Annotated in this window: 20 protein-coding genes; 11 read left to right on the top strand and 9 right to left on the bottom strand. The window is 72.5% G+C overall.

The window, feature by feature from the left end; all coding sequences use genetic code 11:
- The first annotated feature begins 77 nt into the window (after window positions 1-77).
- The gene (locus ACFYPS_RS05795; RefSeq protein ID WP_387322988.1) at window positions 78-1,181 is read left to right on the top strand and encodes an L-dopachrome tautomerase-related protein; all 1,104 of its coding nucleotides are present in this window, start codon (window positions 78-80) and stop codon (window positions 1,179-1,181) included.
- 5 nt (window positions 1,182-1,186) lie between these two features.
- On the opposite strand, the gene ACFYPS_RS05790 is transcribed toward ACFYPS_RS05795, so the two are convergent.
- Window positions 1,187-1,942, bottom strand: coding sequence for a dienelactone hydrolase family protein (locus ACFYPS_RS05790; protein WP_387322986.1), 756 nt, complete (start codon window positions 1,940-1,942; stop codon window positions 1,187-1,189).
- A gap of 166 nt (window positions 1,943-2,108) precedes the next feature.
- On the opposite strand from ACFYPS_RS05790, the gene ACFYPS_RS05785 reads away from it, so the two are divergent.
- From ACFYPS_RS05785 to ACFYPS_RS05775, 3 genes are read left to right on the top strand one after another with little or no spacing between them, the layout of a single operon-like run.
- Entirely contained in the window at window positions 2,109-2,558 is a 450-nt protein-coding gene (locus tag ACFYPS_RS05785; protein WP_387322984.1) for a hypothetical protein, read from the top strand.
- On the top strand, window positions 2,555-3,058 hold the full coding sequence (locus tag ACFYPS_RS05780) for a universal stress protein (protein ID WP_387322982.1): 504 nt from the start codon (window positions 2,555-2,557) through the stop codon (window positions 3,056-3,058). Before ACFYPS_RS05785 ends, ACFYPS_RS05780 begins: the two co-directional genes overlap by 4 nt.
- Window positions 3,059-3,102: 44 nt before the next feature.
- A complete protein-coding gene (locus tag ACFYPS_RS05775; protein ID WP_387322980.1) occupies window positions 3,103-3,486 on the top strand; it encodes an SAV_915 family protein in 384 nt (127 codons plus the stop codon).
- Here ACFYPS_RS05775 and ACFYPS_RS05770 read toward each other — a convergent pair.
- The 7 genes from ACFYPS_RS05770 to ACFYPS_RS05740 form a co-directional block, all read right to left on the bottom strand.
- The gene (locus ACFYPS_RS05770; RefSeq protein WP_387322978.1) at window positions 3,474-4,154 is read right to left on the bottom strand and encodes a response regulator; all 681 of its coding nucleotides are present in this window, start codon (window positions 4,152-4,154) and stop codon (window positions 3,474-3,476) included. The genes ACFYPS_RS05775 and ACFYPS_RS05770 overlap by 13 nt on opposite strands.
- Window positions 4,151-6,703, bottom strand: coding sequence for a DUF4118 domain-containing protein (locus ACFYPS_RS05765; RefSeq protein ID WP_387322976.1), 2,553 nt, complete (start codon window positions 6,701-6,703; stop codon window positions 4,151-4,153). The genes ACFYPS_RS05770 and ACFYPS_RS05765 overlap by 4 nt, the downstream gene beginning before the upstream one ends.
- A 76-nt stretch (window positions 6,704-6,779) precedes the next feature.
- Window positions 6,780-7,661, bottom strand: coding sequence for a potassium-transporting ATPase subunit C (locus ACFYPS_RS05760; protein WP_387322974.1), 882 nt, complete (start codon window positions 7,659-7,661; stop codon window positions 6,780-6,782).
- The gene (gene kdpB / locus ACFYPS_RS05755; RefSeq protein ID WP_387322972.1) at window positions 7,661-9,868 is read right to left on the bottom strand and encodes a potassium-transporting ATPase subunit KdpB; all 2,208 of its coding nucleotides are present in this window, start codon (window positions 9,866-9,868) and stop codon (window positions 7,661-7,663) included. Before kdpB ends, ACFYPS_RS05760 begins: the two co-directional genes overlap by 1 nt.
- A gap of 20 nt (window positions 9,869-9,888) precedes the next feature.
- On the bottom strand, window positions 9,889-11,544 hold the full coding sequence (kdpA, locus tag ACFYPS_RS05750) for a potassium-transporting ATPase subunit KdpA (RefSeq protein ID WP_387322970.1): 1,656 nt from the start codon (window positions 11,542-11,544) through the stop codon (window positions 9,889-9,891).
- Window positions 11,544-11,633 (bottom strand): K(+)-transporting ATPase subunit F, encoded by a 90-nt coding sequence (kdpF, locus tag ACFYPS_RS05745; protein WP_089017935.1) that lies wholly within the window; start codon window positions 11,631-11,633, stop codon window positions 11,544-11,546. Before kdpF ends, kdpA begins: the two co-directional genes overlap by 1 nt.
- A gap of 325 nt (window positions 11,634-11,958) precedes the next feature.
- The gene (locus ACFYPS_RS05740) at window positions 11,959-12,999 is read right to left on the bottom strand and encodes a TRM11 family SAM-dependent methyltransferase (protein ID WP_387322967.1); all 1,041 of its coding nucleotides are present in this window, start codon (window positions 12,997-12,999) and stop codon (window positions 11,959-11,961) included.
- A gap of 72 nt (window positions 13,000-13,071) precedes the next feature.
- Here ACFYPS_RS05740 and ACFYPS_RS05735 point away from each other — a divergent pair, with 72 nt between their 5' ends.
- Complete coding sequence (locus tag ACFYPS_RS05735; protein ID WP_387323578.1) at window positions 13,072-13,878, top strand: zf-HC2 domain-containing protein; 807 nt, start codon at window positions 13,072-13,074, stop codon at window positions 13,876-13,878.
- A 20-nt stretch (window positions 13,879-13,898) separates the two neighbouring features.
- Here the strand turns inward: ACFYPS_RS05735 and ACFYPS_RS05730 are convergent, their stop codons facing one another.
- A complete protein-coding gene (locus tag ACFYPS_RS05730) occupies window positions 13,899-14,543 on the bottom strand; it encodes a TetR/AcrR family transcriptional regulator (RefSeq protein WP_387322966.1) in 645 nt (214 codons plus the stop codon).
- A 458-nt stretch (window positions 14,544-15,001) separates the two neighbouring features.
- On the opposite strand from ACFYPS_RS05730, the gene ACFYPS_RS05725 reads away from it, so the two are divergent.
- The 6 genes from ACFYPS_RS05725 to ACFYPS_RS05700 all read left to right on the top strand — a co-directional run bounded on the left by ACFYPS_RS05725 (window position 15,002) and on the right by ACFYPS_RS05700 (window position 23,342).
- Window positions 15,002-16,168: an acyl-CoA dehydrogenase family protein gene (locus tag ACFYPS_RS05725; protein WP_387322964.1), complete on the top strand. Its 1,167-nt coding sequence runs from the start codon at window positions 15,002-15,004 to the stop codon at window positions 16,166-16,168.
- Window positions 16,158-17,372, top strand: a complete 1,215-nt coding sequence (locus ACFYPS_RS05720; protein WP_387322962.1) for an acetyl-CoA C-acetyltransferase — start codon at window positions 16,158-16,160, stop codon at window positions 17,370-17,372. Before ACFYPS_RS05725 ends, ACFYPS_RS05720 begins: the two co-directional genes overlap by 11 nt.
- A gap of 14 nt (window positions 17,373-17,386) precedes the next feature.
- A complete protein-coding gene (locus tag ACFYPS_RS05715; protein WP_387322960.1) occupies window positions 17,387-19,555 on the top strand; it encodes a 3-hydroxyacyl-CoA dehydrogenase NAD-binding domain-containing protein in 2,169 nt (722 codons plus the stop codon).
- Window positions 19,552-20,709 (top strand): CaiB/BaiF CoA-transferase family protein, encoded by a 1,158-nt coding sequence (locus ACFYPS_RS05710; RefSeq protein WP_354964470.1) that lies wholly within the window; start codon window positions 19,552-19,554, stop codon window positions 20,707-20,709. The genes ACFYPS_RS05715 and ACFYPS_RS05710 overlap by 4 nt, the downstream gene beginning before the upstream one ends.
- A gap of 253 nt (window positions 20,710-20,962) precedes the next feature.
- Complete coding sequence (locus ACFYPS_RS05705; protein WP_387322958.1) at window positions 20,963-22,279, top strand: reverse transcriptase family protein; 1,317 nt, start codon at window positions 20,963-20,965, stop codon at window positions 22,277-22,279.
- Window positions 22,257-23,342, top strand: coding sequence for a hypothetical protein (locus ACFYPS_RS05700; RefSeq protein ID WP_387322956.1), 1,086 nt, complete (start codon window positions 22,257-22,259; stop codon window positions 23,340-23,342). Before ACFYPS_RS05705 ends, ACFYPS_RS05700 begins: the two co-directional genes overlap by 23 nt.
- Window positions 23,343-23,347 lie beyond the last annotated feature (5 nt).

The following is a 23,347-nucleotide window of genomic DNA, read 5'->3' as shown; positions in this document are numbered from 1 at the left end:
GGAATGACCACCCTCGGTCGGCGTGGGCCCGACCGACCGGCAGGGGGCGAGGCGATGAGATCCGCGCGGCGGGCGTCATGAACGGGCCGGTCGGCGACGAGCCGCTCGGCGAGCTGGAGCTGGTGCACACCTTCACCGGCCCGATGCCGACCGGCGTGAGCGTCTCGCACCGGGGCCGGATCTTCGTCAACTTCCCCAAGTGGGGCGACGAGGTGCCGGCCACCGTCGTCGAGCTGCGCGACGGCCGGGAGGCGCCCTACCCCGACCAGCCGTGGAACGACCCGTCGGGGGATGACGACGCGGGCGCGTTCGTCTCGGTGCAGAGCATCGTGGTGGACCCGGCCGACCGACTCTGGGTGCTGGACACCGGCAGCCCGATGTTCCAGCCGACGAAGCCGGGCGGGCCGAAAATGGTCCGGATCGACCTGGACACCGACCGGGTGGCCCAGGTGATCACGTTCCCGCCGGACGTGGCGCTGCCCACGACGTACCTCAACGACGTTCGATTCGATCTGCGGCGGGGCGAGTCGGGGGTCGCGTACATCACCGACTCGGCGAGCACCGGGCCGAACGGGATCATCGTGGTGGACCTGGCCAGTGGGGCCTCCTGGCGACGGCTGCACGACCACCCGTCCACCAAAGCGGAGCCGCTGACGACGTTCCGCCCGGTGGTCGAGGGCCGGCCCTTCCTCGAGCGGCCGGCGGACGGGCCGCCGAACGCGGTGGGCATGGGCGCCGACGGCATCGCCATCTCGGCCGACGGCACCCGGCTGCACTACTGCCCACTGGCGTCCCGGCGCTGGTACAGCGTGTCCACCGAGGCCCTGGCCGACCCCGGGGTCACCCAGGAGGCGGTCGCGGCGACCGTGGTCGACGAGGGTGACAAGGGCACCGCGTCGGACGGGCTGGAGACCGACGACGCCGGGCGGCTCTACCTGACCTCGTACGAGCACAACGCGGTGCTGCGCCGGCGGCCGGACGGCGAGTACGAGACCGTGGTCCACGACCCTCGACTGCTCTGGCCGGACACCATGTCGGTGGCCGGCGACGGGTACCTCTACGTGACCGCCAACCAGCTGCATCGGCAACCGCAGTACCAGCGGGGGCAGGACCTGCGGCGCCGGCCGTACGCGCTGTTCCGCACCCGGATCGACGCCGGGCCGGTGCTCCTGCTCCGCTGACCGGGTCAGCCGATCGGCAGCGCCCGGTCCAGCAGGTCGAACAGGGCCACCCAGTGCCGCTCGGTGGCCGGCTCGTCGTACGCGGCGCTGTCCGCCATGGTGTAGCCGTGGTGCGCGCCCGCGTACACCTCGGAGCGGTACCGGACGCCGGCCGCGTCGAGCGCCTTCTCCAGCGTCGCGATCTGCTCGGGCGTCATCGACTGATCCTCGTCGGCGTGCCCGAAGTACACCTCGCCGGTGATCGAACCGACGCCCAGGTGGGGGCTGTCCGGCGCGTCGGTGACGATCCGTCCGCCGTGGAAGCTCGCCGCCGCGGCGATCCGGTCCGGGTGCGCCTCGATGGCCCGCAGCGCGTTCGTGCCGCCCATGCAGTAGCCGGTGACCGCCACGGGGCCGGGCCGCACGTCGTCCCGGGCCGCCAGGAAGTCGAGGTAGGCCGCCGTGTCCCGGCTGATCACGTCGGCGGTCAACCCCCTGACCAGCGGCATGATCTTCTCCAAGATCGCGCCGCGCTGGTCCGCCTCGCCGAGGCGGGACAGGTCGAACAGCGGCGCGCGGCCGGCACGGTGGAACAGGTGGGGCGTCAGCACCAGGTAGCCCCGGGCGGCGATCCGCTCCGCCATCTCCACCAGGCGCGGGCGCGGGCCGAACGCGTCCTGGAAGAGCAGCACCGCCGGGAACGGGCCGCCCCCGTCCGGCCGGGTGAGGCAGGCGTCCGCCACCCCTTCGCCGGTCGGGATGTCCACCGTCGTCGTCTGCACCGGGTCCTCCTCGTACGCCCACCGTCGGTCCGTCAGGAACGCTACCCGTCAGGTCAGGTCGCCCCACCGGCAGTCGGCGTGAACAGGGCGTCAAGGATTGGCGGTGGCCCGTCAGAACGGCGTATCGACGGGCGGTCCGCCGTCGCCGACTGGTGACGATGGGTCCATGAGCCCTTGGCGGATGAGGCGCTGGGAACGGGGACACCTGCCGGCCGGCACCGAGACACCGTCGGCCCGGGACGGCACACCACGTGACGACCGCCCCGGCCCGCTGGCGGAACCTCGCACGACCGGGTCGGACGAGCCCGAACGTCGGCACGAGGCGCTGGTCAGCGTCCGACTCGGCTCGTCCGCGCCCGGCAGTCACCTGGTGGAGTACCTGCGGCACGAGCCGTGCGTGGTCGCCGCGTGGTGGATCGCGGCCGACGTGGACGCCGTGGTGCGGCTCTCCGCCGACAGCATCACCGTGCTGCACCGGGCCGTGGCCGACCTGCGACGTCGCGCCGGGGTGGAGGTCGTGGTGGCGCATTTCATCCTCCGCGCGCTCGACCTGGCCACGCCGGCGGACCCGCGCGTCGTACGCGACGCTCCGGCCTGGGCGGTGCCCGCAGCATGAGCCGCACAGCCATCGCCCCGCGGATCGTGGTGGGCGTCGACAGGTCGTTCGCCGGGATGCAGGCGCTGCGCCGCGCGGTGCAGCTGGCCCGCCGCGACGGCACTCAGCTGGACGCGGTGCGGGCGTGGGTCTTCGCCCCGACGTGGCGGCCCGGCACGCTGACCTGGCGCTGGCAGGACGAGTGCGACCGGGCGGCCCTGGCATACCTGCGGACCGTCTTCGACACCGCACTGGGCGGCATGCCCCGGGACGTGGCCGTGCGACTGGTGGCGGCACAGGGGTACGCCGGGCAGGTGCTGGTCGACCACGCGCACCGGGAGTCCGACCTGCTCGTCCTCGGCAGCCCAGAACGGGGACGGTTGGGCCGGTCGCGCGGGCACGTCACCCGGTACTGCGTGGAACGGGCCGCCGTGCCGGTCATCGCGGTCCCCGCGCCGGCCTGGGCGCGGGCCGCGACGATCCGCCGCTTCGCCCGCGACCTCGAACGTTTCAGCCGATGACCGTCGCCAGAGCGACGGCACGAACGGAAAGGATCGCCCCGACCATGGACGAGGCCCCGATAATCTATGCCGTTCCGGTGCGGGATCTGCCGGGACGGATGGTGCGGACGGTGCGAACCGGCCGGTCACCGCAGGGTCAGCGGGTGGGCATCGCCTTCACCCGGTCCGAGTTGCTGGTCACCGCGATGGGCGCCGATCAGCCGTGGCAGGAGCTCTGCGAGTCGGCGCTGCGCGGCATGCTGCGTCCGCTCGGCATCGACCGGATCCAGGTCGACCCGCTGCTGGTGGCGCCGCCGCTGGACCCGAGCATCGGCGATCGGGCAGCTCCGACCGTGCCGGCCCGGGGACCAGCCACCCTTGTCGGCCCACGCGACATGATCGACCCGGTCCCGGTCGGCACCGGATCGGGCGCCGGTCAGGGGCGGTAGCGGTAGCCCATCCCGGGCTCGGTGATGAGATGCCGGGGCCGGGCCGGGTCGTCCTCCAGCTTGCGCCGCAGCTGGGCCAGGTACTGCCGCAGGTAGTTGGTCTCGTTCTGGTACTCCGGCCCCCACACGTCCTGGAGCAGCTGGCGCTGGCTGACCAGCTTGCCGGGGTGGCGCAGCAGCTTCTCCAGCACACTCCACTGGATGGGGGTCAGCTTCACCTCGGTGCCGTCGTCCCGCCGGACGGAGTGGTCGGCGAGGTCGACGGTGTGTTGGCCGATCCGCAGCGCGGGTACCGCCTCACTTGACGCGCCGAGCCGCCGGGTCACCGCGCGGATGCGGGCCAGCAGCTCCTCCACCCCGAACGGCTTGGTGACGTAGTCGTCCGCGCCGGCGTCGAGCGCCGCGACCTTGTCCTCGCTGCCGGCCCGCCCGGAGAGCACGATGATGGGTACGGCGGTCCAGCCCCGCAGCCCGCGAATCACCTCGACCCCGTCGATGTCGGGCAGCCCGAGGTCGAGCACCACCAGGTCGGGCGGGTGGCTGGCGGCGGACTTCAGCGCGGCCGCCCCGGTGCCGGCGACGTCCACGTCGTACCGGCGGGCGCGCAGGTTGATCCGCAGGGCCCGCAGGATCTGCGGTTCGTCGTCGACGACCAGGATGCGCGTCATTCCTGCGGCCCCTCCGAGCTGGTCTGCGCGGCGGCGGGCAGCCGCAGCACCATGGTGAGCCCACCGCCAGGGGTGGTCTCGGGGCTGATGCTGCCACCCATCGCCTCGGCCAGACCCCGGGACAGGGCAAGCCCGAGGCCGACGCCGGTCTGGTTGTCCCGGTCACCGAGGCGCTGGAACGGCAGGAAGACGTGCTCCCACTGGTCCTCCGGGATGCCCGGCCCACGGTCGATGATCCGCAGTTCCACCTGGCCGGCGTGCGCGCTCGCGGTCACGGTGGGCGGCTGCCCGGACGGGCTGTACCGCAGCGCGTTCGCGATGACGTTGACCAGCACCCGCTCCAGCAGGCCGGGATCGGCGGTGGCCGCGGGCAGGTCGGCCGGGATGTCGGTCACGACGGCGGCGGCGGGTGGGCCGAGTTCGTCCAGCGCCCGGGGTACGGCGTCCTCCAGGCCGATCGCGCTCGCCGTGATGCCGAGGACACCGGCCTGGAGCCGGCTCATGTCCAGCAGGTTGCCGACCAGCCGGGCGAGCCGGTCCAGCGACTCCTCGGCGGTCTCCAGCAGTTCCGCGCGGTCCTGCTCGTCGAACTCGATGTCGGGGCTGCGCAGGCTGGTCACGGCCGCCTTCGCCGACGCCAGCGGCGTACGCAGGTCGTGGCTCACCGCGGCGAGCAGCGCGGTACGCATCCGGTCCGCCGCGGCCAGCGGCCGGGCGGTGGCCGCCTCCTCGGCCAGCCGTTCCTGGCGCAGCGCTACGGCGGCCTGGGCGGCGAACGCCTCGACGATCCGCCGGTCGGCCGCCTCCAGCCGCCGGCCACTCAACACAACGGTGATCCGCTCGTCCACCGGCACCGCCGTCTCACCGCCGTCCGGCGTGCAGGCCGGCCGCTCGCCGACGCTGGCCACCACGCACCAGGCGCGCTCCTCGCGGGCGCGTTCCGGGCGACCACCGGCCTCCTCGGCCAGCTCCAGCACGCTCACGGCGCGCAGCCCGAAGGTCTCCCGAAGCTGATCCAGCAGCGCGGGCAGCGGGCGTTCGCCGCGCAGCACACCACCGGCGACGGCGGCGAGGGTCTGCGCGTCGGCGGCCGCCCGCGCCGCCTCGCGGGTCCGCCGCGCCGCCACGTCGACGATCCAGCTCACCGCCAGCGCCACGCCGACGAAGACGGCCAGGGCGAGCAGGTTGTCCGCCTCGGCGATGGTCAGCGTGCGGTACGGCGGGGTGAAGAACCAGTTGAGCAGCAGCGAGCCGCCGAGCGCGGCGACCAGGGCCGGCCACAGCCCGCCGACCAGGGCGACCGCCACCACGGCCACCAGGAAGAGCAGGATGTCGTTGGTCAGAGTCAGGTCGGGCAGCGACCTCAGCAGCAGGGTGAGCAGCGGCACGCCGAGCACGGCCAGGGCGAAGCCGAGCAACCGGCGGCGCCGGGACAGCGCCGCCGGCACGGCCCCCGCCCGGCGTCCCCTGCCGGCCTCGGTGTGGGTGACCAGGTGCACGTCGATCGAGCCGGAGAGCGCGGTGGTGGTCACGCCGACGCCCCTGGCGAACAGCTGCGCGAAGCGGCCCCGGCGGCTGGCGCCGAGCACCAGCTGGGTGGCGTTCACGCCGCGGGCGAAGTCCAGCAGCGCGGCCGGCACGTCGGTGCCGAGTACCTGGTGGTAGGTGCCGCCGAGGCTCTCCACCAGCACCCGCTGCCGGGCCAGCTGCGCCGGGTCGGCGCCGGCGAGGCCGTCGCTGCGGGCCACGTGCACGGCGAGCAGGTCGGCGCCCTTGCTGCGGGCGGCGACCCGGGCGGCCCGCCGGATCAGCGTCTCGCCCTCCGGGCCGCCGGTCAGCGCCACCACCACGCGTTCCCGGGCCTCCCAGGTGGTTTCGATGCCCTGCTGACTGCGGTACCGGTCGAGCTGCTCGTCGACCTTGTCGGCCAGCCAGAGCAGCGCCAGCTCGCGCAGCGCGGTGAGGTTGCCGACCCGGAAGTAGTTGCCCAGCGCGGCGTCGATCTTGTCGGGGCGGTAGATGTTGCCGTGCGCCATCCGCCGGCGCAGCGCCTCGGGGGTCATGTCGACCAGCTCGACCTGCTCGGCGGCGCGGACGATCTCATCCGGCAGGGTCTCCCGCTGAACGGTGCCGGTGATCTGGGCGACGACGTCGTTGACCGACTCCAGGTGCTGCACGTTGACCGTGGAGAGCACGTCGATCCCCGCGTCGAGCAGCTCCTGGACGTCCTGCCAGCGCTTGTCGTGCCGGGAGCCGGGCACGTTGGTGTGCGCCAGCTCGTCGACCACCGCGATCTCCGGCCGGCGGGCCAGCACCGCGTCCAGGTCCATCTCGGTGAACTCGGCGCCCCGGTAGTTCATCGTGCGGCGGGGCACCTGCTCCAGGTCGCCGAGCATGGCCGCGGTGCGCTGGCGGCCGTGGGTCTCCACGAAGCCGATCACCACGTCGGTGCCGCGCGCGGCCCGCCGCTGGGCCTCCTCCAACATCGCGTACGTCTTGCCGACGCCGGGGGCGGCTCCGAGATAGATGCGCAGTTCTCCGCGTGGCACGAAACCATCCTCTCCGATCAGAAGGAAGGGCCCCTTCTTAACGCCTGGCGATAAGAAGGGGCCCTTCCCAACGCGGTCAGCGAGCGGGGAACTGCTTGTCGAGCGCGATGTTGAGCTCCAGCACGTTGACGCCCGGTTCGCCCATGAAGCCGAGCGCCCGCCGGGTGGTGTGCTCAGCCACCAGCCGGCGGACCGCCTCCGGGTCCGCGCCGCGCTCACGCGCGACCCGGTTCACCTGCAGCTCGGCGTACGCCGGGCTGATCTGCGGGTCGAGGCCGCTGGCGCTGGCGGTGACCGCGTCGGCGGGCACCGCCGGGTCGGCGGAAGCGTCGCCACGGATCGGGGTGACCACCCCACCGGCGGCCACGTAGTCCTCGCCGGGCTGGGCCAGCTCCACCTGCACCCCCTGGTACGAGGGGACGAACGGGGTGGCCGGGGCGGTCTGGTTGACGCTGACCACCCGGATGACCGGGCCGGTCAGACCGTCGGCACGGAAGACGGCGAGCACCGCGCCCACCCCTTCGGCGGTGCAGAACGGGCGCCCGCCGTCGACGCCGTTGAGCTCGCCGACCTCCTTGCTGCGCCCGCAGACCTGGGTGAGCAGGCTCTCGCTGGACTCCTCCGGGTCGGTGGCGATGGTGTCGACCACGCTCTCCGGGCCCAGGTTGCTGGCCGAGGTGGCGGTCGGGTCGTAGCCGTCGCCAGCGGCCGACGGGCGGGACTGGAAGTACCGCGGGACGGGGTTGCCGTCGCCGTCGGTGAAGGACTGGCCGATCAGCGAGCTGCCGACCGTCTTGCCTCCGGCGTCGATGAGCGACCCGTCGGCCTTGTGGTTGAGGCCGGGCAACTGGCCGACCGCGACCAGAGCCAGCGGGTAGACCAGCCCGAGCAGCACCGTGAAGACGAGCAGGGCGCGCAGGGCGGCGAGGTGTTGGGCGAGCCAGGTGGGTAGGCGCATCACGAAATCCCCGGGATGAACTGGATGAGCAGGTCGATGAGCTTGATCCCGATGAACGGCACGATGATGCCGCCCAGTCCGTACAGCAACAGGTTGCGGCTGAGCAGCTTCGACGCGGCGGCCGGCCGGTACCGCACGCCACGCAGGGCGAGCGGGATCAGCGCGATGATCACCAGGGCGTTGAAGATGACCGCGGACAGGATCGCCGACTCCGGGCTGGACAGCCGCATGATGTTCAGCGCGTCCAGGCTCGGGTAGAGGCCGGCGAACATGGCCGGGATGATCGCGAAGTACTTCGCGATGTCGTTGGCGATGCTGAACGTGGTCAGCGCGCCCCGGGTGATCAGCAACTGCTTGCCGATCTCCACGATCTCGATCAGCTTGGTCGGGTCGGAGTCGAGGTCGACCATGTTGCCGGCCTCCTTGGCGGCCGACGTGCCGGTGTTCATCGCCACCCCGACGTCGGCCTGGGCGAGCGCCGGCGCGTCGTTGGTGCCGTCACCGGTCATCGCGACCAGCCGGCCACCCTCCTGCTCCCGCTTGATCAGCGCGAGCTTGTCCTCGGGCGTCGCCTCGGCCAGGAAGTCGTCCACCCCGGCCTCGTCGGCGATCGCCTTCGCGGTGCGCGGGTTGTCGCCGGTGATCATCACGGTCCGGATGCCCATCCGACGCATCTCGTCGAAACGCTCCCGCATACCGGACTTGACGACGTCCTTGAGGTGGATGACGCCCAGCGCGCGGGCGGGCTCGCCGTCGACCTGCTCGGCGACGACCAGCGGAGTGCCGCCGGTGCCGCTGATCGCGTCCACGATCTCGCCGACCTGCTCGGTCGGGTGCCCGCCGTTCTCCCGGACCCACTTCATCACCGCGGCGGCGGCGCCCTTGCGGACCCGACGCGCCGTCCCGACCGCGCCGCCGTCCACGCTGGCGTCCGGCGTCAGGTCGACGCCGCTCATCCGGGTCTGGGCGGTGAACGGTACGAAGGTGGCGTGCGGCATCACGCCGGGCTCGCGCTCGCGCAGCCCGAACTCGTTCTTCGCCAGCACCACCACCGAACGGCCCTCGGGGGTCTCGTCGGCCAGGCTGGACAGTTGCGCGGCGTCGGCCAGCGTTGCGGCCGTCACCCCCTCGACCGGTACGAACTCGGCGGCCTGCCGGTTGCCCAGCGTGATCGTGCCGGTCTTGTCCAGCAGCAGGGTGTTGACGTCGCCGGCCGCCTCGACGGCCCGGCCGCTCATGGCCAGCACGTTGCGCTGCACCAGTCGGTCCATGCCGGCGATGCCGATGGCGGAGAGCAGGGCGCCGATGGTGGTGGGGATCAGGCAGACGAGCAGCGAGATCAGCACCACCCCGGTGACACCGGAGTCGGTGATCGCGCCGCTGTCCGGCGCGGCCGCCTGGTACGCCTTGGAGAAGATGGCCAACGGCTGAAGGGTGACCACGGCCAGCAGGAAGATGATCGTGAGCGCGGCGAGCAGGATGTTCAGCGCGATCTCGTTCGGCGTCTTCTGCCGGTTGGCCCCCTCGACCAGGGCGATCATCCGGTCGATGAAGCTCTCCCCCGGCTTCTGGGTGATTTTCACGACGATCCGGTCGGAGAGCACCCTGGTGCCGCCGGTGACCGCGCTGCGGTCCCCGCCGGACTCCCGGATGACCGGGGCCGACTCGCCGGTGATTGCCGACTCGTCGACGCTGGCGATGCCCTCGACGATGTCGCCGTCACCGGGGATGATCCCGCCCGCATCGACCAGCACGATGTCGCCCTGGCGCAGTTCCGGCGCGGGCACCGCCTCGTCGGAGTAGGCGTTCGCCCGGGCGCCCGGCGTCCAGTTGATCAGCCGGGTGGCGATGGTGTCCCGCTTGGCCTGCCGCAGCGTGGCGGCCTGGGCCTTGCCCCGGCCCTCGGCAACCGCCTCGGCCAGGTTGGCGAAGAGCACGGTCAGCCAGAGCCAGATGGTGATCGCCCAGGCGAACACCGACGGGTCGGTCACCGCCAGGACGGTGGTGAAGGCCGCGCCGACCTCGACGATCAGCATCACCGGGTTGCGCCACAGCGTGCCCGGGTTGAGTTTGCGCACAGCGTCCGGCAGGGACCGGATCAGCTGCTGGGGGTCGAGCAGACCCCCACCGACCCGGTTGCCCTGGGTCGCCGGGGTGCCGGGCGTCGGTTGCTCGCCGGTCCCCGATTTCACAGGGGTGACGGACATGTCCTCGTTCCTCATGATGGTCACAGCCCCTCAGCCAGCGGGCCGAGCGCGAGTGCGGGAAGGAAGGTCAGCGCGACGAGGACCACGGTGACGCCGACGACCATCCCGATGAACAGCGGTCGGTGGGTCGGCAGGGTGCCCTCGGACGCGGGGGTGGGTGCCTGGCGGGCCAGCGAGCCGGCCAACGCGAGCACGAAGATGAGTGGTAGGAACCGGCCCAGCAGCATGCACAACCCGAGCGCGGTGTCCCACCAGGTGGTGTTGACGGTGATGCCGCCGAACGCGGAGCCGTTGTTGTTGCTGGCCGAGGTGAACGCGTACAGCACCTCGGAGAGGGCGTGCGGGCCGACGTTGAGCGCGGTGGAGTTGTTGCCGGTGGCGAACGCGGCCGCCGTACCGACCAGCACCAGGATCGGCGTGATCAGGAAGTAGAGCGAGGCGAACTTGATCTCCCGCGAGCCGATCTTCTTGCCCAGGTACGCCGGGGTGCGGCCCACCATCAGGCCGGCCACGAAGACGGTGATCACCGCGAGGATGAGCAGGCCGTAGAGACCGGAACCGGTGCCTCCCGGGGCGACCTCGCCGAGCATCATGTTGACCATCGGCATCATGCCGCCGAGCGAGGTGTACGAGTCGTGGAACGAGTTCACCGCACCGGTCGAGGTCAGCGTGGTGGCGGCGGCGAAGGTGGCCGAGTTCGACACGTCGAACCGCACCTCCTTGCCCTCCAGCGCCGCGCCGACCGCCTGCGGCACCGTGCCGTGGCCGGCCAGCTCGAAGACGTTGGTGATGGCCACGGAGGCGAGCGCGAGGATGCCCATCACCGCGGCGATGGCGTAGCCCTGGCGGTTCTGTCCGACCATCCGGCCGAAGACCCGGGGCAGGCTGAACGGGATCAGGAGGATCAGGAAGATCTCCAGCCAGTTCGTCCACGAGGTGGGGTTCTCGAACGGGTGGGCGCTGTTGACGTTGTAGAAGCCGCCACCGTTGGTGCCCAGCTCCTTGATCACCTCCTGGCTGGCGACCGGACCACCCGTGATGGTCTGGGTGCCGCCGGTCAGGGTGCTCACGTCGGTGCCGGCGGAGAGGTTCTGCACCGCTCCGCCGATCATCAGGAGGATGGCGCCGAGCACCGCGACCGGCAGCAGGATCCGCAGCGTGATCCGGGTCAGGTCGACCCAGAAGTTGCCGAGCTGCCCGGTGCGGCTGCGGGCGAAGCCCCGTACCAACGCCACCGCGACCGCGATGCCGACCGCCGCCGAGACGAAGTTCTGCACCGCCAGGCCGGCCATCTGCACCAGGTGACCCATCGTCGACTCACCCGAGTACGACTGCCAGTTGGTGTTGGTCACGAACGAGACGGCAGTGTTCCAGGCGCCGTGCGGCACCACCGGGTCGAAACCCAGCGACAGCCACAGGTGGTTCTGCACCCGCTGGAACAGGTAAAGGAACAGGATCGAGACCGCGGAGAACGCCAGCACGCTGCGGGCGTACACACCCCAGGTCTGCTCGGCGGCCGGGTTGACCCCGACCAGGCGGAAGATCCCCCGCTCGACCCGGGACTGCCGGGTGCCGGAGACCGCCCGGAACATGTAGTCGCCGAACGGCTTGTAGACGGCGACCAGGGCCGCCACCAGCGCCAACACGAAGATGACGCCTGCTGTGGTCATCGTCATCAGAAGCGCTCCGGGAACAACAGGGCGAACACCAGGAACGCGCCCAGGACGATCGCGAGCACCAGGCCCACGGCGTTGACGGCACTCACAGCTTTTCCACCGCCCGCACGACCAGGGCGAGCACTGCGAACAGCGCCACCGTCAGGACCACGAACACCACGTCAGACACGCTGACTCCTCATACCGGAAAGGTTCGTCGCGACCGCCTCCCGGTCGCGCCGGGCAATCAAAGCCCCACCACCTCCCCGACGACAGGGGCCATAACGCGACCATGACGGCGGTGGACTTTTTCTTGACGCGGTTTTCACAACCGCACCCTCAACAGGTGAAATGCGGCACGAATCGCTCAGGTACGGCGGGGTGCGGCAGCGCCCGTGCGCGGGCGGAAGGAGAGGAGAGGAGGCGCGCGCCGGGTCAGGCCGGCCGGCGGGCCACCAGCACGTCGCGCATGATCGACTGGTCCACCCGGTGCCGCAGCGCCAGGTAGGGCTCCGCGTCGACCACAGTCAGGCCGGCGGCGGCCAGCGCCGCCGCCGCGTCGTCCCGGCCTGCGACGTGGGTGTTCCAGGAGATGCCGAGCGCCCCGCCGGGGCGCAGCAACCGGGCCCAGACCGGCGCGGCGTCCGCGAGCAACGCCAGCGGGTCCCGGGTCAACCCGTGCTCGGCGGTACGGCTGCCGTGCTGGACGCCGTACGGTGCGTCCGCCACGACAAGGTCGAAGGTCTCCGGCCGGAAGAACTCGGCGGCCCTGGTGGTGTCGGCGTTGACCACGTCCAGCAGGTGGAGCTGGCCGGCCTTGTGCTCCTCGCGGGTGGGCGCCAGCTCGATCCGCACCCGGCGACCGACGACCTTGCGCTCCCGTCGCACCGGCCCGGACTCCAGCACCCGATGCTTGATCCGCTTCTGCTTCAGCCAGGTGGTGATGAACGCCCGGTAGGCCTCGACGTCCTTCTGATCGCGCTCCACCCCGGCGGCGTCGAAGCCGTACATCAGCGCCTGGTTGAGGGTGGTGCCGCGACCGCAGAGCGGGTCGAGCACCCGGAACCGCCGGGTGGTCAGCTCACCGGCCCAGTCCGAGGCGAGCAGGGTGACGTTGAGCAGCAGCTTGGTGAACTGCTCGTTGGTCTTGCCCGCGTACTTCTGGATGGTGATCAGGTCGTCGTCGTAGCGGTCCAGCCGGCTCCACTCGATCGGGCGCAGCAGCTCGCCGACGACCTCGAACAGCGCGTACCCCGCGGAGAGGTTGCCCAGCATGGCCAGGTCGCGCTCGGTCAACCCGTCGCCGGCGAAGGTGAGGTACGTGGCCCCGCCGACCGTCGTCGTGTCCACGTCGCCGATCCGGCCATCGAGCGCCGACCGGCCGAAGATCTCCAGCTCGGCCCGGGTGAGGTCGATGGCGGAGCGGGCGTACACCCGGTTGGTCGAGGGCAGGATCAGCAGGCCGTAGCGCGTCATGGTCCGGCGAGTATTCCACAGGCAGCCAGGGTGCCCGGGAACTGGAGCGGGGGCCGGACCGACTACCCGTACATGGGGTGTGAGCAGTGGCGGGAGGTCCTGTCGGCGCAGTTGGACGGCGAGGAGACCGCCGCGGAACGGTCGGCGGCACAGCGGCACCTCGACGGGTGCGCCGAGTGCCGGGTCTGGTTGACGGCTGCGGCGGCGTTGACCCGTCGGGTCCGTACCCGTCTGGTCACCCAAGCGCCCGACCGGACCGACGCGATCCTGGCCGTCGCGGTGCCACCGGCGCGACGGTCGCGGTGGCGGTCGCGGTGGCGACCCGGCGCGGCCTGGCGCGGCCGGCTGGTCGCCGGGCTGCGGGCGGCGCTCGGGCTGCTCGGCGCGGTGCAGCTGGTGCTCGGCCTGGCCCAGGTGGGCCGTGGTGCGGCCGCCGACCACCTGCACCCGACCGGCCAGCACCTGTGGCACGAGTCGGCCGCCTGGAACGTGGCGGTGGGCGCCGGCTTCCTCTTCGTGGCGGTACGCCGGAGCCCACCGGCCGGCCTGGTGCCGATGCTCAGCGCGTTCGTCGGCACGCTGCTGCTGCTCTCGGTCAACGACCTGGCCACCGGCACGGTGGGTGCGCAGCGGCTGGTCAGCCACGGTTTCCTGGTGGGCGGTTACCTGATCACCGTGCTGCTGTCCCGGCCCGGACTGCGACCCGGAGGCCCCGCGCCGCAGCGGCAGCCGGCGCCGTCACATTGGCGGTTCCGGGCGGACGAGGTCGACCGGCCGCTGCGGGTGGTCCGCTCGGAGTCCTACCCGGCGCAGGCCGCCGACCGCCACGCCACCCCGGCCAAACGAGCTGGTCAGGCCGGTGACCGTCGCGCAGCCTGAGCGCCGGAGGCGCGGGCCGGTCAGCTCGCGCCGGCCTGGCCGCTGCCACCCACGATGACCTCCGGGATGACCTGCTCGACGATGGTCAGCAGCGTGATGGTGAGCAGCACGTGCACCTGGGCTCGGGTCAGCGCGCCGCGCTGGAGCCATTCCCGCGCGGTCGAGGTAGCCAGCCCGCCGTAGGCCCGAACCATCCCGCGCAACTCCTCGCGGTGCTCCGCCTCGTGGGCCAGGCCGACCGCGACCAGGATCCGGTCCGCGGCGACCTCCTCGGCCTCGGCGAGCACCCGCTCCACGTCGGCGTCGCCGCCCATCCCCCGGGCGGTCACGGCGGCCAGCCAGGAGGTGCTGTGCCGGGAGACCACGTCGAGGAACCAGGAGACGCTGGCGTCGACCCGGGACGTCAGGTCCCCCTTGGGCAGCCGCTCCAGGGCCACCTCGGGGATGGTCACCATGACCCGGACGACCTCCAGGTAGAGCTCTTTCTTCGTGCCGAAGTAGTGGTTGACCAGGCCGCGCGCGACACCGGCCTCCCGGGCGATGTCGGTGGTCGACACATCCGGGTACGCGCGCTCACCGAACAGCCGGACCGCGCAGGCCAGGATCTGCCCGCGCCGGGCGTCCGGCTCCAACCGGCGGCGGCGCGGAGCCGTCTCGACACTCATCTGCCCGACCCTATCGGCGGCTCACTGTTCCGGCCTAGGTTCGGGCTCACGCGGAGGGCACAGGTGGGGCCACGCCCTCCACACGCAGAGTCAGTGGACCGGCGTCCTCACGGTGGGTCGCCTCTGCGCCGGGAGCCCCTGGCCTCCATCTTCCCTTTGCTCTGCTTCACTCCACGCAACACAGGCTGTGAGCAGCAGGTACGCCCCGGTCGCCGTGCGACCGCGCGATTGCCAGAATGAGCGCACGGTAACTGTTGCGCCCGTTGAAGCAGAGCAAAGGGTGCAGGGTGGGAGCGCCCAGCTCAGGGACTCGTCACGTTGGGTCACGGGACATGGGGGCGCTGAGTAGTGCCGCAACCGCCCGCCGCCGACCCTCGTCGAGCCATCGGCAGTCGCGGCGTCCGCCCGATGATCGAGAGTTATTGACATGCCGCCAACAGGGCGCGAGGGTGTTGCACATGCCGACGCTCACATCCGACGGTTCCTCCTCACCCTGGCGTGAGGCGGAGCACGACGACCTGGCCGATCTCGCCCGCACCTTCTTCACCAAGGAGGTGCTGCCGCACGCCGAACGCCTGCTGGCGCAGGGCCATCCGGACCGCGAGCACTACCGGCGCGCCGGCGAGCTGGGGCTGCTCGGCCTGTCCGTCCCGGAGGAGTACGGCGGCGGGGGCGGCGGCTTCACCCACGAGGCGGTCATGCTGCACGAGCAGGCGTACACCGGGGAGAACAGCCTCGGGCTGGCCGTCCACAGTGGGATCGTCACCGGCTACCTGGCGGCGTACGGCAGCGAGGAGCAGAAGCGGCGCTGGCTGCCCGGCCTGTGCCGCGGCGACCTGATCGGCGCGATCGCGATGACCGAGCCGGACGGCGGCTCCGACCTCCAGGCGATGCGTACCCGGGCCGTCCGCGACGGCGACGACTACCTGGTCACCGGGGCGAAGACGTTCATCACCAACGGCGGCCTGGCCGACCTGATCATCGTGGCCGTGAAGACCGACCCCGAGCAGCGGGCCGCCGGTGTCTCGCTACTGGTCTGCGAGGTCGGTGGCGACCCGGCGGGCTTCCGCCGGGGTCGGCTGCTCTCCAAGATCGGGCTGCACGCCAACGACACCGCCGAGCTGTTCTTCGACGAGTTCCGGGTGCCGGCGGCCAACCTGCTCGGCGGCGCCGAAGGGCTGGGCTTCATCCAGCTCATGCAGCAGCTCCCGCAGGAGCGACTGGTGATCGGCGTCGGCGCGGTCGCCGCGATGGAGCGTGCGATTGAGCTGACCGTCGCGTACACGAAGGAGCGGGCCGCCTTCGGCAAGCCGCTGATGGGCCATCAGAACACCCGGATGGTGCTCGCCGAGTGCGCCACCCGCACCCGGGTCAGCCGGGTCTTCCTGGACGACTGCATCGTCCGGCACACCCGCGGCGAGTTGGACGTGGCCACGGCCGCGATGGCGAAGTTCTGGCTGACCGACGGCCAGTGCGAGGTCATCGACCGGTGCCTGCAACTCTTCGGCGGCTACGGCTACACCACGGAATACCCGATCGCCCGGATGTACGCCGACGCCCGCGTTCAGAAGATCTACGGCGGCACCAACGAGATCATGAAGGAGTTGATCGCCCGTGCCCTCTGAGGCGTACGTCTATGACGCGGTCCGCACCCCGCGCGGACGCGGCCGGGACACCGGCGCGCTGCACGGGGTCAAGCCGATCTCCCTGGTGGTCGGCCTGATCGACGCGCTGCGCGAGCGCAACCCCGGCCTGGACGTCGACCGGCTGGAGGACCTGCTGCTCGGCATCGTCACCCCGATCGGCGAGCAGGGCGGCGATCTCGCCCGGGCCGCGGCGCTCCTGGCCGGGCTGCCCGACCAGGTCGGCGGGGTGCAGCTCAACCGGTTCTGTGCCTCCGGGCTGGAGGCGGTCAACTCCGCCGCGGCGCGGATCCGCTCCGGCTGGGAGCATCTGCTGCTCGCCGGCGGGGTCGAGTCGATGTCCCGGGTGCCGATGGGCTCCGACGGCGCGGCCTGGGCCACCGACCCGCAGACCGCGCTGGCCACCTCGTTCGTGCCGCAGGGCGTCAGCGCCGACCTGATCGCCACCCTGGAGGGCTTCACCCGCGACGACGTGGACGGCTACGCGCTGCGTTCGCAGGAGCGGGCCGCCAAGGCGTGGGCAGGTGGCCACTTCGCCCGCTCGGTGGTGCCGGTCCGCGACGGCAACGGGCTGGACATCCTCACCGTGGACGAGCACCCCCGCCCGGAGACCACCCGGGAGGCGCTGGCCCGGCTCACCCCGTCCTTCGCCACCATGGGCGAGGCGGCCGGCTTCGACGCGGTCGCGTTGCAGAAGTTCCACTGGCTGGAGGCGATCGAGCACGTCCACCACGCCGGCAACTCCTCCGGCATCGTGGACGGCGCGGCGCTGGCCCTGATCGGCTCGGCGGAGGTCGGCCGGGACCTCGGCCTCACCCCGCGCGCCCGCATCGTCGGCGCGGCGGTCAGCGGCGCCGACCCGACGCTGATGCTGACCGGCCCGATCCCGGCCACCCACAAGGCGCTCGCCGCCGCCGGGCTGACCGTCGCCGACATCGACCTGTTCGAGATCAACGAGGCGTTCGCGGCGGTGGTGCTCAAGTACGTCCGCGACCTGGGCCTGGACCCGGACCGGGTGAACGTCAACGGCGGCGCGATCGCACTCGGCCACCCACTCGGCGCGACCGGAGCGATGCTGCTCGGCACCGCGTTGGACGAGTTGGAGCGCCGCGACCTGCGCCGCGCCGTGGTGACCCTCTGCATCGGCGGCGGCATGGGCGTCGCCACCGTCATCGAGCGCTGCTGACCCGGAGGACGACCATGACCGACACCATCCGGTACGACCGCGGCGCGGACGGCATCGTCACGCTCACCCTGGACGATCCCGACCAGTCCGCCAACACGATGAACCGGGCGTACGCCGCGTCGATGAGCGCGGTGCTGGACCGGCTGGAGGCCGAGCGGGACGAGCTGACCGGGGTCATCGTGACCAGCGCGAAGTCCACCTTCTTCGCCGGCGGTGACCTGCCGGAGATGGTCCGGGCGACGCGCGCCGACGCGCCCGCGCTGGCCGAACTGCTCGGCACCATCAAGCGGGACCTGCGCCGGCTGGAGACGCTGGGCCGGCCGGTGGTCGCGGCCGTCAACGGCTCGGCGCTCGGCGGCGGCCTGGAGATCGCGCTCGCCTGCCACCACCGGGTCGCGCTGGACGCGCCCGGCAGCCGGCTCGGGTTGCCCGAGGTGACCCTGGGCCTGCTGCCCGGCGCCGGCGGCGTCACCCGGACGGTGCGGATGCTCGGCCTGGCCGGGGCGCTGACCACGGTGCTGCTCACCGGCCGGCGGATGCGCCCGACCGACGCCCTGGCTGTCGGCCTGGTCGACGAGGTGGTGTCCACCCCGGCGGAGCTGCTGGACCGGGCGCGGGCCTGGATCGCCGCCAACCCCCGGCCGAGCCAGCCGTGGGACCGTCCGGACTACCGGATGCCCGGGGGGACCCCGGCCAGCCGGTCGCTGGCCGCGCAACTGCCGGCCTTCCCGGCCACCCTGCGCAAGCAGCTCAAGGGGGCCCGGCTGCCCGCGCCGGAGGCGATCCTGGCCACCGCCGTCGAGGGCGCCCAGGTCGACCTGGAGACCGCGTTCACCGTGGAGACCCGGCACCTGATCGGGCTGCTCACCGGGCAGGTCGCCAAGAACATGATCGGCGCGTTCTTCTTCGACCTGAAGGCGGTCAACGGCGGCGCGGCCCGACCGTCCGGAGTGGACGCCGCACCCGTGCGCCGGGTCGCGGTGCTGGGCACCGGCATGATGGGCGCTGGCATCGCGTACGCCTGCGCCAGCGCCGGCCTCGACGTGGTGGTGAAGGACGTCTCGCCGGAGGCCGCGGGCCGCGCCCGGGAGCACGCCGAGAGGCTGCTGGCGCGGAAGGTCCGCAAGGGCCGCGCGACCGAGGCGGACGCCCGAGCCGTGCTGGACCGGATCACCACCACCGACCGGGTGGACGCGCTGACCGGCTGCGACGCGGTGATCGAGGCGGTCTTCGAGGACCCGAAGCTGAAACGGTCGGTCTTCGCCGAGGTGCTGCCGGTGCTGGCGCCGGACGCCCTGCTCGCCTCCAACACCTCCACCCTGCCGATCACCGGACTGGCCGCCGGGGTGGACCGCCCGGCCGACTTCATCGGCATGCACTTCTTCTCGCCCGTGGATCGGATGCCACTGCTGGAGATCGTCGTCGGCGAGCGGACCGGCGACGCGGCGCTGGCCCGGGCGTTCGACCTGGGCCGGCGGATCGGCAAGACCCCGATCGTGGTCAACGACGGCCGGGGCTTCTTCACCAGCCGGGTCATCGGCCGGTTCATCGACGAGGCGGTCGGCATGATCGCCGAGGGGGTGCCGGCCGCCTCGGTGGAGCAGGCCGCCCTGCAGGCCGGCTACCCGACCGGGCCGCTGGCGATTGCCGACGAGGTGAGCCTCACCCTGATCCAGCGGATCCGCCGGCAGTTCGAGGCGGCCGGCGAAGGCTTCCTACCGCTGCCGGCGCACCGGCTGGTGGACGAACTGGTGGACGCGTACGACCGGCCGGGGCGCGCCGCCGGGCGCGGCTTCTACGGGTACGCCGACGGCACGCGGGGCCGGTTGTGGAGCGGTCTCGCCGAGCTGACCACCGACGCGGGCCGGGCGGTGCCGTTCACCGACCTCCAGGAGCGGATGCTCTTCGCCGAGGCGCTCGACGCGCTGCGCTGCCTGGACGAGGGGGTGCTGCGGACCGAGACCGACGCCAACATCGGCTCGATCCTCGGCATCGGCTTCCCGGCCTGGACCGGCGGGGTGATCCGCTACGTCCGGCAGTACGCGGGTGGCCCCGCGGGCTTCGCGGCCCGTGCCAACGAGCTGGCCGACCGCTACGGCGGCCGGTTCGCGCCCCCCGCCGACCTGGTCGACCGGCTCGCCTCCTCGGCCACCCGCCCCACCGAAGCGGTGAGCGCAACGTGACGGCCACCGACGTGCCGGCGGGCGGCAGGCCGGACGGGCCGGGGCGCGGTGGGCCGCTGGCCGGGGTACGGGTTGTCGAGCTGGCCAGCCTCGCTCCGGCGCCGTTCGGCTGCATGGTGCTCGCCGACCTCGGCGCGGACGTGGTGCGGGTGGATCGGCCGGGCGGCCCGGCCGCAGGACGGCTGGCGGCGCCGACCGGCGGGCCGCTGCAACGCGGCCGGCGGGTGACCACGCTCGATCTGAAGTCTCCGGCCGGAGTGGCGGACCTGCTGCGCCTGGTGGATCGGGCCGACGTGCTGGTCGAGGCGTACCGGCCGGGGGTGGCCGAGCGGCTGGGCTTCGGGCCGGAGACCTGCCGGGCCCGCAACTCCCGGCTCGTGTACGCGCGGATGACCGGCTGGGGTCAGGACGGCCCGCTGGCGCCCCGAGCCGGACACGACATCGACTACATCGCGGTGGCCGGGGCGCTGGAGCCACTGGGTCGGGCCGGCGAGCGTCCGTACGCCCCGATGAACCTGCTCGGCGACTTCGGTGGAGGCGGCATGCTGCTCGCCGTGGGCGTGCTGGCCGCGCTGCTGGAACGGGAACGCTCCGGCTCGGGCCAGGTGGTCGACGCGGCGATGGTGGACGGTTCCGCACTGCTCACCGCGTTCCTGCACGGGTTGCTCGGCACCGGCTTGTGGGCCGCACCGCGTGGGCGCAACATGTTCGACGGCGGGGCACCGTTCTACGACACGTACCGCACCGCCGACGACGGCTTCATGGCCGTCGGCGCGATGGAACCGGCCTTCTACGCCGAGCTGCTGACCGGCCTCGGCCTCGCCGACGAGCCGGACCTGCCCGCCCAGTACGACCCGAGCGGCTGGGACGAGCTGCGCCGGCGGTTCACCGAGCGGTTCGCCGAGCGGACCCGGAACGAGTGGACGGCGGTCTTCGCCGACCTGGACGCGTGCGTCGCGCCGGTGCTCGCCCCCCGCGAGGCGCACCGGCATCCGCACAACGCCGCCCGGGGCACCTTCGTCGAGGTCGGTGGCGAGATCCAGCCGGCCCCGGCACCCCGCTTCGACCGGACACCGACCGGCCAGCCTGCCCCGGCACCGGACCCGGAGCACGACGTCCTACCCGTCGACACGATCCTCGCCGACTGGCCGTGACCCGCGCGGCGGGCCGGCCACGGACCCGCCTGGCACCGGGCGACCGGGGATACGCTGCCCGGATGGCAGCGTGCCCCGAGCTGACCTGGCCGCGCCCCCACCGGGGACGCGGTCGGAGTCTCTCCGGGGCAACCCCGGGGGCGTCACATCCACCTGGGCACCACACCACAGGTGCGTCGGCACGCTCCGCGAGCCTGTGCACCCGTACGACCGGGATTCGTCGGGGCACGCTGTCATCCACCCCGGGCCGGCCGTGACGACAGTCGGCTCGCTGGCCGTCGCGCTCGCCGACGCGTTCCTGGCGGCCGACCGCTGGCAGCGCGGCGACCTGGTCGCGTCCGGCGGGCGGGTGCTGAGCGTACGCCGCCGTTGGCTGTGGCCGGTCGCGGACGCCGCGCTCGCCGCGTACCCCCGGGCCCCGCGTGACCGGCCCCGGGAGCTGGCCGCCTTCCTGGCCAACCTGGCGCTGCTGGGCGAGGTGGTCGGCGCGGCGCGGCAGCGCGGCCGACCCGTCGCGGTCCGCGCCCGGCCGGTGACGCCGACCCGCACGGTCCGCCGGCCCTGGTCGACCCCGGTCCTGGACGACCTGGCCGACCTGGCCCGGCTGCTCGACCTGGCTCCGGAGCAGCTCGACTGGTACGCCGACCGCCGGGCGATGAACCGTCGCGCCGACAATCAGCGTCTGCGCCACTACCGGTATCGCTGGGCCGCCGGCGGCCGGTTGATCGAGGCGCCGAAGCCACGGTTGCGCGCGCTGCACCGGCGGCTGCTCGCCGAGGTGCTGGGCCCGCTGCCGGTGCATCCGGCGGCGCACGGGTTCGTGCCCGGCCGTTCGGCGCACACCTTCGCCACGGCGCACGCTGGGCGGGCGGTGGTGGTCCGCGTCGACCTGGCCGCGTTCTTCAGCAGCGTGCCGGCCCGACGGGTGTACGGGTTTCTCCGGACCGCCGGCTATCCGGAGCCGGTTGCACATACGCTCGCCGCGATCTGCACCACCCGAACTCCACCGGCGGTGCTCCGTGCCGCGCCGGCCGACCTGCCCGAACGGCCGTGGCGGCTGAGCGTGCTGCGCGGCGGGCACCTGCCGCAGGGCGCGCCCACCTCGCCTGCGCTGGCCAATCTCTGTGCGTTCCGGCTCGATCGCCGGTTGACCGGGCTGGCCGCCGCCTTCGACCTCGACTACCAGCGGTACGCCAACGACCTCGCCTTCTCCGGCGAGCTGCCGCCCCGGCGGGTCGCCGACCTGCTCGCCGCGGTGACCGAGGTGACCCGAAACGAGGGCTTCCGGGTGCACCCGGGCAAGACCCGGGTCCGTGGCCGGGCCGACCGGCAGCTCCTCGCCGGGCTGGTGGTCAACGAACGGCCGGCGGTGCCGCGCGACGAGTACGACCGGCTGCGCGCGATCCTGCACAATGCCGCCCGCACCGTGTACCGGTCGATGGCTGACCAGTTGCTGGAGGCCGCCGCGAACCTCGACCTCGGCGCCGACGCGCACGAGGCGACCGACATCGCCAACGCGGAACTCTTCACGAGGATGGAGCTGCCCGGTGGGTATGCAGCTACCTCCTGAGCTCGTCGAGGCTCTGGGCTGGGTCGGCTTCACCTGGCCGACCGCCGACGAGGAGCTGCTGTTCGAGGCGTCGCAGCTGTGGTTCGCGTTCGCCGGCCGACTGCGTACGGCGGTCGGGGAGGCGGAGGCGGGCGCTGCGAAGGTCGGGGCGACCAACATCGGGGACGACGTCCGGGCGTTCGAGCAGGCATGGCAGGGCGAGGAGGGCGCGCCGCGCCGGATGGAGGACGGCGCGCAGGCGGCCGAGCTGATCGGCATGGCGTTGCTGGTGATGGCCATCATCACTTTGACGCAGAAGATCCTCGTCATCGTCCAGCTGACGATCCTCGTCGTGCAGGTGGCGATCGCGCTGGCGGCGGCCGCGCCCACCCTCGGCGCCTCGCTGGCTCAGATCCCCGTCTCGATCGGCCTGGCCCGGATGGCGATCCAACGGATCATCAAGGAGGTCATCGAACGGGTCGTCAAGGAGATCATTCCGCGGTTGCTGAAGCGGGCGAAGACGCTGCTGCGCCGTTTCGCGCGCAAGGGCCCGAAGCGCGGCGGCCCGGGACGAACCCCGGTGCCCGGCCCGCACACCACGCCCCGTTACCACAACACCAAGCCGATGCTCGACAAGTACCGGAACGAGCACCTGCCGGGAGGGCACTTCCCGACGGCGGTGCGCCGACTCAGTCCGGAGGAACTCGAACAGCACCGGGTGTTCTTCGACAGCAACGGCGTCCTGCGCAGCGCGAAGAACGGCGAGCCGTTCGACACCTCGAGCGCCCAGACCGTGTTCAGCGGCAACGGCCAGGCGATCTTCGTGATGGACCGGAACGGCAACCTCTACGCGTCCAACTACCAGAAGGTGGGCGACTTCCACCACTCGACGCTGGGTAACGGGCAACCGGTCGCGGCGGCGGGCGAGCTGGTCGTCAAGGACGGTATGGTCCAGCACGCGACGGCGCGCAGCGGTCACTACCAGCCCGACGTGAGCCACATGGGCAACCTCGATGCCGAGTTCAAGCGCAACGGCCTCAGTGACGTCCCGATCATGGGCTGGGACGGCAGACAGATCTTCTAGGGGAG

This window comes from Micromonospora sp. NPDC005087 (genome assembly GCF_042872965.1).
Taxonomy (GTDB): Bacteria; Actinomycetota; Actinomycetes; order Mycobacteriales; family Micromonosporaceae; genus Micromonospora.
Note: the sequence above shows the minus strand (reverse complement) of the source record. Positions and strands in the feature narration are given on the sequence as shown.

Coding starts and splice junctions, on each gene's coding strand:
- ACFYPS_RS05725 (WP_387322964.1), top strand. CDS start 15,002: ATGCCGACGCTCACATCCGACGGTTCCTCCTCACCCTGGCGTGAGGCG.
- ACFYPS_RS05770 (WP_387322978.1), bottom strand. CDS start 4,154: ATGACGCGCATCCTGGTCGTCGACGACGAACCGCAGATCCTGCGGGCC.
- ACFYPS_RS05740 (WP_387322967.1), bottom strand. CDS start 12,999: ATGACGCGCTACGGCCTGCTGATCCTGCCCTCGACCAACCGGGTGTAC.
- ACFYPS_RS05760 (WP_387322974.1), bottom strand. CDS start 7,661: ATGCGCCTACCCACCTGGCTCGCCCAACACCTCGCCGCCCTGCGCGCC.
- ACFYPS_RS05775 (WP_387322980.1), top strand. CDS start 3,103: ATGGACGAGGCCCCGATAATCTATGCCGTTCCGGTGCGGGATCTGCCG.
- ACFYPS_RS05735 (WP_387323578.1), top strand. CDS start 13,072: ATGGGGTGTGAGCAGTGGCGGGAGGTCCTGTCGGCGCAGTTGGACGGC.
- kdpB (WP_387322972.1), bottom strand. CDS start 9,868: ATGTCCGTCACCCCTGTGAAATCGGGGACCGGCGAGCAACCGACGCCC.
- ACFYPS_RS05795 (WP_387322988.1), top strand. CDS start 78: ATGAACGGGCCGGTCGGCGACGAGCCGCTCGGCGAGCTGGAGCTGGTG.
- kdpA (WP_387322970.1), bottom strand. CDS start 11,544: ATGACGATGACCACAGCAGGCGTCATCTTCGTGTTGGCGCTGGTGGCG.
- ACFYPS_RS05785 (WP_387322984.1), top strand. CDS start 2,109: ATGAGCCCTTGGCGGATGAGGCGCTGGGAACGGGGACACCTGCCGGCC.
- ACFYPS_RS05730 (WP_387322966.1), bottom strand. CDS start 14,543: ATGAGTGTCGAGACGGCTCCGCGCCGCCGCCGGTTGGAGCCGGACGCC.
- ACFYPS_RS05715 (WP_387322960.1), top strand. CDS start 17,387: ATGACCGACACCATCCGGTACGACCGCGGCGCGGACGGCATCGTCACG.
- ACFYPS_RS05780 (WP_387322982.1), top strand. CDS start 2,555: ATGAGCCGCACAGCCATCGCCCCGCGGATCGTGGTGGGCGTCGACAGG.